Origin of the sequence: Aquimarina intermedia (assembly GCF_008124785.1) — a bacterium.
GTDB classification, from domain to species: domain Bacteria; phylum Bacteroidota; class Bacteroidia; order Flavobacteriales; family Flavobacteriaceae; genus Aquimarina; species Aquimarina intermedia.
Window position 1 is genome coordinate 64,730 of the sequence record NZ_VNHU01000003.1, and the last position, 15,768, is coordinate 80,497.

Annotated in this window: 14 protein-coding genes; 11 read left to right on the forward strand and 3 right to left on the reverse strand. The window is 36.1% G+C overall.

Features of this window, described 5'->3' with window-relative positions:
• Nucleotides 1-24 precede the first annotated feature (24 nt).
• The 11 genes from BD809_RS05665 (at nt 25) to BD809_RS05715 (ending at nt 13,435) form a co-directional block, all read left to right on the forward strand.
• Nucleotides 25-2,700, forward strand: coding sequence for a DNA gyrase/topoisomerase IV subunit A (locus BD809_RS05665; RefSeq protein WP_148781998.1), 2,676 nt, complete (start codon nt 25-27; stop codon nt 2,698-2,700).
• A 5-nt stretch (nt 2,701-2,705) separates the two neighbouring features.
• Entirely contained in the window at nt 2,706-3,563 is an 858-nt protein-coding gene (locus tag BD809_RS05670; protein ID WP_148781999.1) for a mechanosensitive ion channel family protein, read from the forward strand.
• Between the two features lie 921 nt (nt 3,564-4,484).
• Complete coding sequence (locus tag BD809_RS05675) at nt 4,485-5,123, forward strand: hypothetical protein (protein WP_148782000.1); 639 nt, start codon at nt 4,485-4,487, stop codon at nt 5,121-5,123.
• A gap of 83 nt (nt 5,124-5,206) precedes the next feature.
• Nucleotides 5,207-5,515, forward strand: a complete 309-nt coding sequence (locus tag BD809_RS05680) for a hypothetical protein (RefSeq protein ID WP_148782001.1) — start codon at nt 5,207-5,209, stop codon at nt 5,513-5,515.
• A gap of 778 nt (nt 5,516-6,293) precedes the next feature.
• Complete coding sequence (locus tag BD809_RS05685) at nt 6,294-7,370, forward strand: serine hydrolase domain-containing protein (protein ID WP_148782002.1); 1,077 nt, start codon at nt 6,294-6,296, stop codon at nt 7,368-7,370.
• Between the two features lie 752 nt (nt 7,371-8,122).
• On the forward strand, nt 8,123-8,836 hold the full coding sequence (locus tag BD809_RS05690; RefSeq protein ID WP_148782003.1) for a hypothetical protein: 714 nt from the start codon (nt 8,123-8,125) through the stop codon (nt 8,834-8,836).
• A 545-nt stretch (nt 8,837-9,381) separates the two neighbouring features.
• Nucleotides 9,382-9,726 (forward strand): hypothetical protein, encoded by a 345-nt coding sequence (locus tag BD809_RS05695; protein WP_148782004.1) that lies wholly within the window; start codon nt 9,382-9,384, stop codon nt 9,724-9,726.
• A 337-nt stretch (nt 9,727-10,063) separates the two neighbouring features.
• Nucleotides 10,064-11,107, forward strand: a complete 1,044-nt coding sequence (locus BD809_RS05700) for a DUF4332 domain-containing protein (protein ID WP_148782005.1) — start codon at nt 10,064-10,066, stop codon at nt 11,105-11,107.
• A gap of 12 nt (nt 11,108-11,119) precedes the next feature.
• Complete coding sequence (locus BD809_RS05705; RefSeq protein ID WP_148782006.1) at nt 11,120-11,578, forward strand: hypothetical protein; 459 nt, start codon at nt 11,120-11,122, stop codon at nt 11,576-11,578.
• 520 nt (nt 11,579-12,098) lie between these two features.
• Complete coding sequence (locus tag BD809_RS05710; protein WP_148782007.1) at nt 12,099-12,947, forward strand: SDR family oxidoreductase; 849 nt, start codon at nt 12,099-12,101, stop codon at nt 12,945-12,947.
• Nucleotides 12,948-13,003: 56 nt separating this feature from the next.
• Nucleotides 13,004-13,435 carry an MgtC/SapB family protein gene (locus BD809_RS05715; RefSeq protein ID WP_148782008.1) on the forward strand — a complete coding sequence of 144 codons (432 nt, stop codon included), beginning with the start codon at nt 13,004-13,006 and terminating at the stop codon, nt 13,433-13,435.
• 9 nt (nt 13,436-13,444) lie between these two features.
• Here BD809_RS05715 and BD809_RS05720 read toward each other — a convergent pair whose 3' ends face one another.
• From BD809_RS05720 to BD809_RS05730, 3 genes are all read right to left on the reverse strand, one after another.
• Entirely contained in the window at nt 13,445-14,596 is a 1,152-nt protein-coding gene (locus BD809_RS05720) for a PAS domain-containing protein (protein WP_148782009.1), read from the reverse strand.
• 213 nt (nt 14,597-14,809) lie between these two features.
• On the reverse strand, nt 14,810-15,007 hold the full coding sequence (locus BD809_RS05725; RefSeq protein ID WP_148782010.1) for a hypothetical protein: 198 nt from the start codon (nt 15,005-15,007) through the stop codon (nt 14,810-14,812).
• Nucleotides 15,008-15,129: 122 nt separating this feature from the next.
• On the reverse strand, nt 15,130-15,711 hold the full coding sequence (locus BD809_RS05730; protein WP_148782011.1) for a PhnA domain-containing protein: 582 nt from the start codon (nt 15,709-15,711) through the stop codon (nt 15,130-15,132).
• Nucleotides 15,712-15,768 lie beyond the last annotated feature (57 nt).

Genomic DNA, 15,768 nt, shown 5'->3' on the forward strand with positions numbered 1-15,768 from the left:
TTTTAAGAGAACCCCTAAATTTATATGAATACAGACAAGGAAAACGAATCTGATCCGTTAGAAAATATTCCGGCAGAAAACCAAGAACCGCAGCATGAGCCCCAGGAAGTTATCACCAAGGTCTCTGGTATGTACAAAGATTGGTTTCTGGATTATGCCTCCTATGTGATTTTAGAACGTGCCGTACCGGCAATTGAGGATGGTCTCAAACCTGTACAGCGACGTATATTGCATTCTATGAAGGATTTGGATGATGGACGCTATAATAAGGTGGCTAACATTGTCGGACATACGATGCAGTATCACCCGCATGGAGACGCAAGTATCTCGGATGCGATGGTACAAATTGGTCAAAAAGATCTGTTGATCGATATGCAGGGTAACTGGGGAAATATTCTGACAGGAGATCGTGCTGCAGCTGCAAGATATATTGAAGCGCGTTTATCCAAGTTTGCATTGGATGTAGTGTATAACGCCAAAATAACGGATTGGCAATTATCTTATGACGGACGTAAAAAGGAGCCTATAAATTTACCTATTAAGTTTCCTTTACTATTAGCTCAGGGAGCCGAGGGTATTGCGGTGGGGCTAAGCACCAAAGTACTTCCTCATAATTTTATTGAACTTATAGACGCTTCAATTAAACATCTACAAGGAAAAAAGTTTACAATTTTACCGGATTTTCCTACAGCGGGGATAGCAGATTTCACTAATTACAACGATGGACAGCGAGGTGGTAAAGTACGCGTGCGTGCTAAAATATCACAACTGGATAAGAACACGCTGGTAATAAACGAAATTCCATTTTCGACAACTACGAGTTCCTTAATCGATTCTATTTTAAAGGCGAATGAAAAAGGAAAGATTAAGGTTAAAAAAATAGAGGATAACACAGCAGCAACTGTAGAGATCCTTGTACACTTGCCCGGTGGGATATCTCCGGATAAGACCATTGATGCACTCTATGCATTTACTAATTGCGAAGTTTCTATTTCGCCCCTAGGCTGTATTATCGAAGATAATCGCCCTAATTTTATAGGAGTTTCAGAAATGTTACGTAGGTCTACAGATCATACTGTAGAATTATTAAAAAGTGAGTTGGAAATTCAACTCAACGAATTACAAGAACAATGGCATTTTGCGTCTTTAGAACGTATTTTTATTGAAAATAGAATCTATCGTGAAATCGAGGAGGAAGAAACCTGGGAAGGGGTAATTAGTGCCATAGACAAAGGACTACAACCACATATTAAACACCTAAAGCGAGCTGTTACCGAAGAGGATATTGTGCGATTAACCGAAATTCGTATTAAAAGAATATCAAAGTTTGATATCGATAAAGCACAACAGAAAATTGAAGCCCTTGAGGCAGATATCGCTCAAATTAAGCACCATCTTGATAATTTGGTAGCCTACGCGATAGATCACTTTAAACGCTTAAAAACAACCTATGGTAAGGACCGTAGTAGATTAACGGAAATCAAGATTTTTGATGACATTGAGGCTACCAAAGTTGTGATACGAAACACCAAACTTTACGTGAATCGGGCAGAAGGGTTTGTTGGTACCTCCTTACGTAAAGATGATTATGTAACCGACTGTTCTGATATTGATGATGTAATTTGTTTTACCGCTGAGGGTAAAATGATAGTAACACGAGTAGATGCCAAAACCTTTATTGGGAAGGATATTATTCATGTAGCGATCTTCAAGAAAAAGGATAAACGTACGATTTACAATGTAATTTACCAGGATGGGAAAGGAGGAGCGTCCTATGTTAAACGCTTTGCCGTAACCAGTGTTACACGAGATAAAGAGTATGATCTGACACAAGGAAAAAAGAACTCAAAGATCTCATATTTTTCGGCAAACCCGAATGGAGAAGCCGAAATCGTGACGATACATCTAAGACAGGCCGGGAGTATCAAGAAACTTAAATTTGATCTTGACTTTGCAGATCTTTTAATCAAAGGGCGTGGGGTCAAAGGAAATATTGTGACAAAGTACAATATCAAGAGAATCGAATTAAAGGAACAGGGTGTTTCTACTTTAAAACCTCGCAAAATATGGTTTGATGAAACTGTACAACGTCTTAATGTGGATGGGAGAGGGGAGCTTTTAGGAGAATTTAGAGGCGATGATCGTTTATTGATCATTAACCAACGGGGTGTTGCAAAAACAATTGTTCCTGAAATTACAGCGCATTTTGATTCCGATATGATTGTATTGGAGAAGTGGAAGCCAAAAAAACCAATATCTGCAATCTACTGGGACGGAGAAAAAGAACGCTATTTTGTCAAGCGTTTTTTAATCGAAAACCCTGAGAAAGAAGAGATTTTTGTCACCGAACACCCCAAAACGCAACTGGAAATTCTTTCCACAGATTATAAACCTCAGGTTGAAATAGTGTATAATAAAATAAGAGGTAAGGAGCAAAAACCAAGTGATCAAATTGAATTGGAAGAATTTATTTCAATAAAAGGAATCAAAGCGTTAGGGAATCAATTAACCACAGAAAAGGTGAAACAACTCAATATGTTAGATCCAATTCCGTTTGAAGAACCCGAGCCAATGAAACCTGAAGATATGGAGGTTAAAGATGAAGAGTCCGTAACGTCCGAAGCAAATAAAAAAGCTGTAGATTCCTCAAATAACGATGATGAGGATGCTGATGATAAAACACAAACCACATTGTTTTAAATTTAATGGAAAAGTTTTTACAAAAATATATCGATGTATCTACTGTAGAGGGAACGATTCTTTACAGTTTGGCAGTGCTCTTAATTTGTTGGGGGGTGTCATGGATACTAGGATTTATTTTAGGTAAATTTCTTTATTACAGACAAAACAGAGCTTTGCGAGGCGTCACGCAAATAAAATTCTTTAAGAATGCGCTTCGTTTGATGTTATTTCTTTTAGGTCTCTTCATTATAATTCTTACGGTGCCCGGATTACGAGAAAAAGCAGCGTATATTTTTTCGGGTGCAGGAATTTTAGCTGCGGTGATAGCCTTTGCCGCTCAAGCAGCGGTAGCCAATATTATCGCGGGTATATTTATCGTTATTTTTAAACCTTTTAGAGTTGGAGATTACATAAAATTGGACGAGGAGCGTTTGGGAATCGTTGAGGATATCAATCTTAGACAAACTGTGATTCGTACGTTTGAAAATAAATTGCTAATCATCCCTAACTCTGTAATCAGTAATGAATCGGTACTTAATCACAACATTCGAAACTCTAAAATTTTAAGTTTTAATAACTTTAAAATTGGATTATTCGCTGATATTGATAAAATAAGAGGCATTATACAAGAAGAAGCAAGAAAACTACCGCTTTATTTTGATAATAGAACCAATTATGAAAAAGAAAACGAGCTGCTTAGCGACGTCGAGGTTCGCGTAATTGATGTTTTTGATACCTACATTCATATTCGTGCTTATGTATGGATATCTGATCCTTTTATGGAGTTTAAAATGAAATGCGACCTCAAAGAAGCTGTTCAAAAACGTTTTATTATAGAAGGGGTGGAGATGCCGATACCATTGCGTAAGATTATTCAGTAGCCCCAACTTGTGATCAGTGGCTAGAACGCATAAGAAGCAAATTGAGACAAGCATCAAATAATAGAATCTATAAAGGGCTAGTACAGTTCACTATTTTGTTTTAGACCATTACAGTATCCATAAAGTTAGTTAAATACGTAGTGTCTACTAAGAGTAAATATCTTCAAATAATGAATATTTAAGTTGGGACTTCTATGCTTTATTTTATTGTTATAAGATACAGAAAAGAAATAGAGGTAAAATATCTCAATACCACCGCTGTTTTATCTATTTAAACTAGTAAATAACGGTAAAAACACTGTGTCACATCAACATGTTGTAAATCACATATTTTGCCAAACCCTTGCTATCACTGCTTGGAAAGTTGCCGCCCGAGTCCTGAAGATTTCCCGGAGGTGGGAAAACGTCCCGCCCGTGTCCCGAAGGTTTCCCGATGGTGGGAAAGTTGCCGCCCGAGTTCTGGAGCTTTCCCGGAGGTGGGAAATGTTGTCGCCCGTGTCCTGAAGGTTTCCCGGAGGTGGGAAAACATCCCGCGCTTGTCCTGAAGCTTTCCCGATGGTGGGAAAAGGATGAATTTTGAATACTGAATATAAAATATCGAATACTGAAGGACTAAATAATAAATGTAACATCATAAAGGCTACATGTGAAAGTATTTGCTTTAATGCTAGACTTTTACCGCCCGCCTTAAAGACTTGTCAGGCGGCTTGATTTATGTCATCCCGAGCGGAGCCGAGGGGTTGAGCGATGCAAAAAAGAATACATAGTAGTTGAATAACGAATATTTAAATAAAATCTGTAGTTTAGTCACAGTAAAATACAAATTCACACTCCACTTGGTAACTTTTTAAGTTGCCTTTTCATAATTAATGATATAAGGAATGTAGAGGGCATATGTTGTTTACGCAATTGTTAGCAGTAATGCTGAAAAACGAAACCAAAATTAAAATGATAGATAGATTTTTAAAAGCAAAACATTGGCAACTTTTCTCTCTAATGTTTGGAATTCCAATCATATTTCAAATAGTAATGATGGGAACAATGTTTTGGAATATTAATTCCGAAACAAATCCTGACCCAACAGAAATGTTTAATATGTTTAAATTTTTTCCAATAATAATGATACTCTATATGGGAGTTTTCTTTAGTTGGTTTTGGTCCATTGCAATTGGATTACAAAACAAAGTCCCAGAAAACGTAACAATGAAAACGAAGAAATTTAAAATATTCTTCTTTATTCCATTAGTTTATATACTCTGTATTTCTCTTTTTATTGTTGGAATATTCAGCGGAATAATGCAAAACGGAACTGAATCAAGTGGCGGACTTGTAGGCGTAATGGTTGGAATAATTCTACCACTTCATTTACTATCTATGTTTGGAATGTTTTATTCTATGTATTTTGTTGCAAAGACATTTAAGACCGTAGAGTTACAAAAAGAAGTGAGTTTTGGAGATTTTGCTGGAGAATTTTTTATGTTATGGTTTTATTTTATTGGCATTTGGATATTACAACCAAAAATTAATAAAATGTCCGCAAAACAAAAACCCGACTTATAATGCTTCCTGGTTCATTAATTGATAGAGCAAACGAAACGGAAAAAGCTATCGGAATTATGAAAAATGCTGGGTTATTATAGAAAATGAAAGTTTCAAAACTAATATATAACCCAAAATGGGCTGCGATTCTGATTATTGGAATTTGTTTGGCTGGAATGTTGATTGGAAACTATGTAGAAAGATATCGAATTTCCAATTATCGCTGGATTTATGAATATGGTAAACTAATTAACTTCATAATGGTTTTTGGTTCATTGGGTTGGTCATTTTTTCATCCTTTAGTAGTTTGGTCAAATAATAAGCACAAATGGAAAAAGCTTCTGATTTGGATTTTAATTGGTTCAATTCCGCTAATTTATTTTATAACAATGATGATAGTAGTTGAAATTTAATTTGGAAATAAATTAACGTTGTCTAACAAAAGTAACCGTTGCACAAGTCCTTAAAAAAGATAGAATCGGTATAACATCTAGGGTCTAAGCGCTGGTTTTTATTAAACGATATATTAATAACTACTGCAATACAAATTGCTCTAAACGCTTTATTTAAGGCTTTAAAAGGCATTCTAATCGAAAAATATGGATTAAAACACTCCCGCTTTGTCCGTTTCCCGATATATTTAGTAAGTAACCTAAAAACTGCTCCTTTCCCTAGATAGGGAAAGGTGGCCAAGCAACGCGCGGTCGGAAAGGGTAGAAAGCGAATAAAGAATTTTGACTGTAAAATTCTAATCATAATAGTTTCCTGTTTCCATCTATCCTGTTTCTTGTCTCCCTTCAATAAACTTTTGCCTTAAAGACTTGTCGGGCGGGTTGGTTTATGTCATCCCGAGCGGAGCCGAGGGGTTGGGCGATGCAAAAAAGAATAAATAGTATTTAAATATCGAATATCGAATGCATAATATCGAATACTGAAGGACTAAATAATAAATGTAAAATCGTAAAGGCTAAATGTAAAAGTGCCCTGTTTCTTGTCTCCCTTCTATCAACTTTTGCCTCGTGCCTCGTGCCTAAGATTAGCTTATCTAAAGTAAAATCTGTAGTTTAGTACAACTTAAAACCCACTACCAACCCCACTTCGTATCTTAAGGGTAGTGATTGTAAAAGAGAAATGTAGTTACGTTTGGTAATCATATAACATTGTTGAGGGTAATTAAAAAAACAAAAGAAATTGATAAAAAACATCCAGAAACCATTCATTATTGTATTCTTAATTATTTCAGCATTAAGTTGCAATCAAAATAAATCAGTCGAAAAGAAAAAAACTTCCGAAATCGTTGAGCGATATGCTAAGGAGTTTTTGGAGAATGATAAAATTCATTCAGTGTCAATAGCACTTTTTCAAAATAAACAAGAGTATACTTTTCACTTTGGAGAACAAAATCCAAACAAGAACAATCCACCAACGGATTCAACATTATACGAAATAGCTTCTGTAACAAAAACATTTTTGGGTACAATGGTTGCCAAGGCAGTAATCAATGAAAAAATATCGCTTGAAGATAATATTCGAGATTATTTACCACAGGAATATCCTAATTTCGAATACCAAGGAGAAGCAATCACTATAAAAGATATTATTACACATACAGGTGGTTTCCCAAATTTCCCACCTTCAATGGATACCAAAGAGGCCTTTTGGAATGGACTGCATCAGATAAAAATTAGTTCAAATCCAGGATCAGAATTTAGCTACTCGAATACTGCACCTGAAATAACTGCATATATTCTTGAAAAAGCTTATGACATTCCTTATCAGCAACTCGTTCAGAAATTTATCTTTGAACCTAACGGAATGACGCATACCAAATTTGAAATTAACCAAAAGGATAAAGCTTTATTGATACAGGGTTACAACGGAGATAGAGAACCACAAGAACATTTTCAAAACAACTTATGGGGCGGAATTGCAGGAATTCATTCAAACACAGCGGATTTAATAAAATACATAAAATATCACTTAAACGAATCAATACCTGAGGTCAAGGAATCTCATAAGAACTTTTTCAGTACTCAATATGACTTTGACATTGGATATCACTGGAATATCATTGAAACCAATAATGAAATTTGTTACCGACATCATGGCGGTATCTGGGGAATGCAGAATTGGATTATGATTTTTCCAGAAACTAACATAGGAATTGCTGTCTTGACAAACACAAGTTTTGAAGGTGGAGTTTTATCAGAAGGTATAGATGATATGCTTGAGAAGTTAGCTCTGAACATTAAAAAAGATATTGAATAACTGCATACAACAACAGTAACCGTTGCACAAGCCCTCGAAAAGATAAAATCGGTATAAAATCTTGGTCTAAGCGCTGGTTTTTTAAAACAATATACTAATAACTACTGCAATACAAATTGCTCTAGACGCTTTATTTCAGGTCTTAGGTGGCATTCTAATCGAAAAAGAAGTGTTAAAAACACTCCCGCTTTGTCGTTTCCCGATATATTTAGTGAGCAACCTAAAAAAAGCTGCTCCATTCCCTAGATAGGGAAAGGTGGCCAAGCAACGCGCGGTCGGAAAGGGTAGTGAATACCTAATACTTAAGGACTAAATAATAAATGTAAAATTGTAAAGGCTAAAAGTAACAGTATCTATTTTAAGACTAGACTTTTACCGCCCGCCTTAAAGACTTGTCAGGCGGCTTGATTTATGTCATCCCGAGCGGAGTCGAGGGGTTGGGCGATGCAAAAAAGATAGGTTCATACTGAATCCTAAATATCTAATGCATAATATTGAATACTGAAGGACTAAATAATAAATGTAAAATTGTAAAGGTTACATGTAAAAGTGTCCTGTTTTCTATCCTCCTGTTTCTTGCCTCCCTTCTATCAACTTTTGCCTTCTACCTCATGCCTTTAGTATGGTAATAGTTTATTTAAAATAAAATCTGTAGCTTAGTGACATTAAAACCCACTACGTATCTTGAGAGTAGTGATTATATAAAAGAAAGTAGTTACTAAAAGTAACTGTATAACATTGTTGCCTAACATTTGATAGAAAAGTACGAACTAAATAACAAACTATTAAAAGGACTGCTAAAAGATAATTTTTGGATGGTTATCTTTATGATAGTAGTAGGTCCTATATATTGGAAACTGAGGAACGGAACTGAATTTATTCTTGACGAACAATTATTATGGATTTTTATAGGAGTTATAGCAGTAATGAATATTCCATCGATTTTAATTTATCTTAATTATTATCTTCAAAATAGAAAAACAAAATTTACTTTAGATACAGAATTAAAAAGAATATCCATCACGCATAATGGAATCACAAAGCAGTATGGAAATGACGAAATTGAAAAGTCTACCTATCATCTAGCTATATATTATAAAAATGCAATAGACCGCGCAGGAAGAATGCCTATGATGATTTCAGATTTTGGGTACTGGGATTTACAGTTTAAGAATGGGGACAGATATTATATGACAAATATCTTGCACAATTTTATTCACGATACTCCCAAAGTTTACAATACTAAATATAGATTTCGATTCTTTCCATTCATTATTAAAGCTGACCCTAAAGAGGCTTTAAAATTAAAAGAACAAAGAGAGAAGACACAAACAGAAAAGTTTGTTAAACAGTTTAAAAATAAAACGGATACTCAACTAAATGAAATTTTAAAAAATGAAAGGAAATATCAAAGAGAAGCTGTTGAAGCGGCTCGAATATTGTTAGGCAAAAAAAACGTTGGGTAACATTAGTAACCGTTGCACAAGCCCTTTAAAAAGATAAAGTCGATATAAAATCTTGAGTCTTAACGCTAGTTTTCTAAAACAGTATACTAAATAACTACTGCAATACAAATTGCTTTAAACGCATTATTTCAGGCCTTAGAAGGTATTCTAATAGAAAATATAGATTAAAACACTCCCGCTTTGTCGTTTCCCGATATATTTAGTGAGCAACCTAAAAGCTGCTCCTTTCCCTAGACAGGGAAAGGTGGCCAAGCAACGCGCGGTCGGAAAGGGTAGAAAGCGAATAAAGAATTTTGACTGTTAAATTCTAAACATAATAGTTTCCTGTTTCCATCTATCCTGTTTCTTGTCTCCCTTCAATAAACTTTTGCCTCGTGCCTCGTGCCTAAGATTAGCTTATCTAAAATAAAATCTGTAGCTTAGTACCACTTAAAACCCACTACCAACCCCACTTCGTATCTTAAGGGTAGTGATTGTAAAAGAGAAATATAGTTGCCTTTGGTAATCATATAACATTGTTGTAGCAAATTAAATTAATCTCCTAAATGAGAAAATGGTTAATCAAACAAATGGAAAAGTTTGGTTTGGATGGTTCCAACCTGAAAACTAAAGCGGAATTAAATGGTCGAATTTTAGAATATGGAGAATCTGAGAAAATCCAATTTCCTATTAAATTGAACGAAGATCAAATGTGGACGGTAAAAAAATGGAATTTCAATACTGGACAAATAGTAGAACCTGGAGACATTATCGGAATTATTGAAAGTGAAAAACAGCGGTGGGAATTTGAAAGCTATTTGGGTGGAAAACTGGAATATACTTATCCAATTGGAAAAGAAATCATAAACGGAACTGTTTTAGCGGAGATAAAATGTGTGGAAAATAAATAAAAAACTTGCTACAAAAACTAAGCATTCATGTGGTTGGTACGATCGAGCACGAATACCTTGTTGACTCAACCGTTTGCTAGCCTTTCATATGGGACTTGGAAAGTTCTTTTTTAACAATGTATTTTTAGTTTTTTTTATGAGAGACATCTCAGAAATAAACAACAATCGACAAGGTTAGAAACTAATTTAGTGTAAACCCTATTATTTAACTTGTGTAAAGGATGTCCCTTAACGAACATTATATGAAATTAATAATTGATGTGAATGATGAGCCAAATGCTCCTGAATTGGAACTGGAATAAATTGTTAACTTTGATTAAACCAAAACAAATGCAACATGGGACTTGAACTCGACATCGAACGGATAGAGGGCATTGGGGAAGTATATGCTCAAGCCTTAAAAGAAAACTTCATTCATACGATAAGAGACTTGCTCTTCTATCAGCCTGCGGCAATCCAACGTATGGTTGGAAACAACGCGACCATAGATGAAGCGTCATCATGGCGCGCTATGGCAGTTCTGATCCAAGTGAATGAGCTTACTCCTCAGTACGCTGAAGCATTGGTAAGAAGGAACGTTTCTACAATTGAGAACGTATCAAATAAAAAATTGGGGGAGTTAGAAACACTTTTCAGCGAAGCAGAAAGCGAACGTCTCATTCCTGCCGTGCCAACCTCAGCTGAGATAACAGAGATGATAAGCGATGCTGTCAAGTTAGAACATACCGGGTCCTATTTTGGAATTCTATCAAATAGTGACCTTGAGCCTATTGAGAATGCTACCCTCCGACTTGGAAATCGATCGGCGATGACCGATAAGTACGGTCGGTTCATGATCAACAAAATTCCTTTAGGACATAACTCTTCTATTTACACGTTTCACGATGATTATGACAACTATGTGATTCAGAACCCTAGTTTGAAGCTAGATCAGGAAGTTTTCGCTGTTCATCAAGTAACGGTAGATGACTTGGAAGTCGCAAGAGAGCTGGACGAATACTATGGAGATGTGTTACCATATCAATCGCGCCCAGCTTTTACAACAAAACACCATACTCAAGAACAAATCAGAGCGTATGACATATTTTTTATTCAAGACTTTTACGATGACGGAGAGACTGTCAAGCTAGGGTCTGTTAATAAGGCCTTTATAGATGGAAAAATTGTAGTACGGACCTATAGAGTGGCTTTATCGGAAATTCCTGATGGCGTTGAACGGCTAGACTACCTGACTAGAAACAGCTCTACTTTTGCAGTTGCCCCGAAGGACTATTATGGATTATTGTCTGCTTGGAGATCGTTGATGAAGCAAGAAAAGGACGGTTTATCTCCTAGTTCGCCTGAAGAAGCAAAAGCCCAGTTCCTGAAACTCATCTCATAAAAACACTGCACTATGAAAAAATATAAATATGTAAGTACTGGTTCAGATGAACTATGCAACGGCATGGCCGGAACGTATGATTACGAACCACCTCGACCACATGGCAATTGTCATTGCACTATTGCTATGGTTGATAGTGATGATAACAAAAACGACCATCGCGATGGCGAATCCAATGATGAAGACTGCTTTTCAATTACTACTTCTCCCCCCTCCGAACCGAGCAGAGAGGAAGGTTATGATAGCGCATACAATATGGACTATCAGATAGATTGCTATGACCACAATGGCAATGTCGTCAATGGCACAAGTGGAACTAAGAGTTTTTCTTACAACTCTGAACCAGGAGGTGACGCTGTCGCTGAATTCTATGCTTGGAAGCAGGACATGTTAGATGAAATCAGACAAGAAGCAGAAGACCTTTGTGATGACTGCAATCCTCCAGAGGAGCAGCCACCGCGGGTTAGCTAAAAAAAATAGCTTCTATTTTCTAATAGCTCACCGAACTATTAATTAATGGATTCGCAGGAACATTTCATCTTTTACATTTATGATGATACAATTGAGTTTGTGGCAAGTAAATTTTTAATTGGGCTTAAATAAAAAATAAATAAAAACGGTACGCAATAACTTAAGTATATGGCGTGTCGACAGGCTAGCACTATATAATTTGTTGACTGATCCGGGGTTTGGTAATAAGAGTGAATTCGAGAGGTTTACTATATCCTTTATAAGCAAGAAAACTGTTATTATACCACTTGAGCACTTCTTTATGTCGTAAGCATACACTTCAAAAGAGGCCTTATAAAAACGTTTTCTGGAAAAAAGGGGTTAAGATACCAATATCGTTACGTAAGAGTATTTGGTAGAATTATTGTCTTATTATAGAATTGTTTCCGGGAAGACTAATTTTTGCAAAGTCTTATCATCGCTTAACATTTAGTTATATCATATTCTTGATAATTTTAGTTTTCTAAAAAATGATCACGAAATGGCAAAACCAGAAAAATTTCCGACACAATCTCAGACATTACCGGGACAGGAATCTAAGATGAAACCGCAACCTGAGATTATACGATCCAATTATAAAGGGAGTAACAAACTTGAGGATAAGGTAGCACTCATAACAGGAGGAGATAGTGGTATTGGACGAAGTATCGCAGTGCATTATGCAAGAGAAGGTGCCGATGTAGCTATTGTATACTTAGCTGAAGATAAAGATGCCTTGCAAACTAAGCAATTGGTTGAAAAAGAGGGTAGAAGATGCCTTATTATTTCCGGTGACCTGAAACAAGCATCTTTTTGCAAGGAAGTTATTGACAACTCTATCGCTACATTTGGTAAACTTAATATTATCGTAAATAATGCAGCTGTTCAGTTTCCTAAAGGTAAAGTTGAAGCTATAGAGTTTACGGATTTTAAGAAAACTTTTGAAACTAACATCTATCCTTACTTTAATATAGTTCAGGCAGGTTTACCTCATTTAAGCAAAGGAGATGTGATTATTAATACCAGTTCGGTTACCGCGTATAGAGGTAGTGAACATTTGTTAGATTATTCGTCCACAAAAGGTGCAATAGTAACTTTTACCAGATCATTGAGTAAAATGCTAGCAGAAAAAGATATACGAGTAAATGGGGTCGCTCCGGGACCTATTTGGACACCTTTAATACCCGCAACCTTTGATGATATTGAGGATTTTGGTCAGGATACTCCGTTAGGAAGAGCTGGACAGCCAAGTGAGGTAGGACCGGCGTACGTTTTCTTGGCAAGTGAGGACAGTAGCTATATTACAGGACAATTTATTCATGTCAATGGAGGTGAAGTAGTAGGAGCTTAAAATGCTCGTGTCAATGTTAATTGATACAAGTATTCTTTAAAAAACTAAAATAAGGAATGGAATTTTTAGATACTGATACACTTTTATTTGGAACCAAGGTTATTGTAGCCCTTTTTGCAGGTCTTTTAATTGGACTGGAGCGAGAGTATAAAGGAAAGAGTGCGGGATTAAAAACGAATATGTTGGTTGCTATAGGAGCAGCGGTCTTTGTAAGCACTTCGTTACAATTCAGATATGAGGATGGCGTGGACGTAACACGTGTTTTGGGTCAGGTAGTCGTAGGTATCGGTTTTTTGGGAGCTGGTGTAATTGTACAGAAAGGAGATAAAATAAAAGGTTTAACGACCGCAGCTACGATATGGTGTAGTGCAGCTGCAGGCTGTTTGGCTGGAACGGAAATGTATAGTGAGCTTCTTTTGTTAACGCTGCTGGTTGTTTTTATAAATATTGTTTTTGGTTATGTGGATGCTAGAATTGGTAAGGGGTAGGGCTAAAAGCTAAGATTGATGAGTAGGGACATTATTTATTTTAAGCTGATTGGTGTGAATAAAGGTGATTAATTCGCGTACATACTCATCCATTTCGAGTGTTGAAACTTTGAAAAATGCAGCAAATCGTTTCACGTCTTTTTCGACAAGATGCTCTTTTTCAAGAATATTAAGAAGTCCTATACAAGAGGTTAATGGCCCCCTTATTTTATGAGATAAACTAAATAACATGTCCTTAAGTGTTTTTAAATACAAAGTGCGTTCGAATTCGGCACGCTTCTTAGTTGTAATATCCTGACCGGTTCCATAAACTCTGATTACTTTTCCCGTATCATCTATATCAGATGCTCCTTGTCCCAACATCCAAAGATCCGTACCATCCTGCTTTATAATTCTGTATTCTACTGTATGATGTGATTTCTTTTGAAGCAAGTTTATCAAAAACTCATGCACCTTATTTAAATCTTCGGGATGTACATAGGATTGCCATTTATCCATTGATATTTTATTTGACGTAGGACTTTTCATTTCAAATAACCTGAATAACTGCGGAGACCAATACAATTGATCGTCCTGCAGATTCCAATCCCAACTTCCAATTTTTGCCGTTTCCTGAGCTTCAAGCAGTCTTGAAAGCGTAGTTTCAAAGCGTTCGTTTGCAAATTTGAGGGCTTTATGTTGCTTTACATTCTCCTTTCTTAACTCTAATAATTTCATGACCTTACTCGCCAAAATTTTTAGCATACGTTTTTTTTCATCACTAAACGTTCTAGGAACAGTGTCGATAACACATAGCGTTCCCAAAGCACATTTATTAGAAGTTATTAAAGGAGCACCGGCATAAAAACGCATGTTGGGGTCGTCTGTAACTAGCGGATTAGAAACAAACCGAGGATCTAACAAGGTATCGTTTACAACCATCACATCATCAGGATTCTGAATGGCATAATGGCAAAATGCATATTCTCGTTTTGTTTGATCCTTTGGGAGTCCATGTTTCGCTTTAAACCACTGTCGTTCAGAATCGAGCAGTGTAATTAATGAAATTTGGGTGTCAAATAATGCAGAGGCAAGCTCTACGATATCGTCATATTCCTGTTCAGGTAAGGTATCCAATATTTGATATTCCTCTAATGCTAAAAGTCTATCGTACTCAATCATATCTAATTAAATTTAAGAGTAGCATGCGTCGAGATTTTGTTATTTCTTCCATCTCGTAAGGGGTAACAAAAGGTAAGTCAATATTTCTTAAAATAATAAATTTTTCTGCGAAACTTTAAAAAATTAAGATTCTAACCGTCTCTAAAATAAGCTTTAATGTAAAAAGGAGCTAAAAAATCAGCTCCTCAAAAGATATACTATTGTTCAAATTTGTCAGTTCTCGGATTGTACTGTGTCCGTGTCTTTTCTATATTTCAGCAATCCAATTCCGGAGAAAAAGAAAATAATTCCAAGAATTAGTAATGCCCAAGGGCTTAAGCCCAAACTGATACTTCCAAACGCACCCAGAATGCCAATCACTAATGCAATCGCACCTCCTATAGTAAGAATAAAGCCTAGGATCTTAATCATAATATTGGTTTTTTAGTTATTTTGTTAAAATTACATTTTAAGCTAAACTAAATGATCCCTATTAACAGTATATTGATATAAATTTTAGAAATAATTATTGATATGCTACTTTTTAAGGTCGCTTAATTATTCTTTTTAACGAATTTTGTCAAGATAACTATGTGCTGACCACTCACGCGACCTTCTATCTGCTCAGCATTATCGTGAACCAGGGATATGTTGCGTACGGCCGTTCCTCTTTTAGCAGTAAAATTAGCTCCTTTAACATTTAAATCTTTGATCAAAACGACCGTATCTCCGGCGGTTAACACAGCACCATTTGCATCCAGATGTACGAGAGAATTATCATCATCATTGCCAATACCGGTTGCTTTGGCCCAAGTCAAAGTTTCTTCGTCTAGATAGAGCATATCTAGCAAATCCTGGGGCCATCCCTCGGCACGCAGTAAGGTTAGCATTCTCCAAGCCATCACTTGTACAGCAGGTACCTCGCTCCACATACTATCATTAAGACAACGCCAGTGGTTTGGATTGATGAGGGCTGGATCTTCAATTTGCGAACTACAGGTTGCGCAAATTAGAATGGTTTCATCTAAATTATCTCCGTTGGTAGGTTGTACCGGATATGCAGCTAAATTTTCCTTTTCCGCACAAAGTTCGCATTGAGAATTACTTCGCTTGTCTAATTCTTTCAGAATATTCATACTATTTGATGTGTCAACTATAGTTTGTTATTGAAAAATCACGACACAGGACTCGTA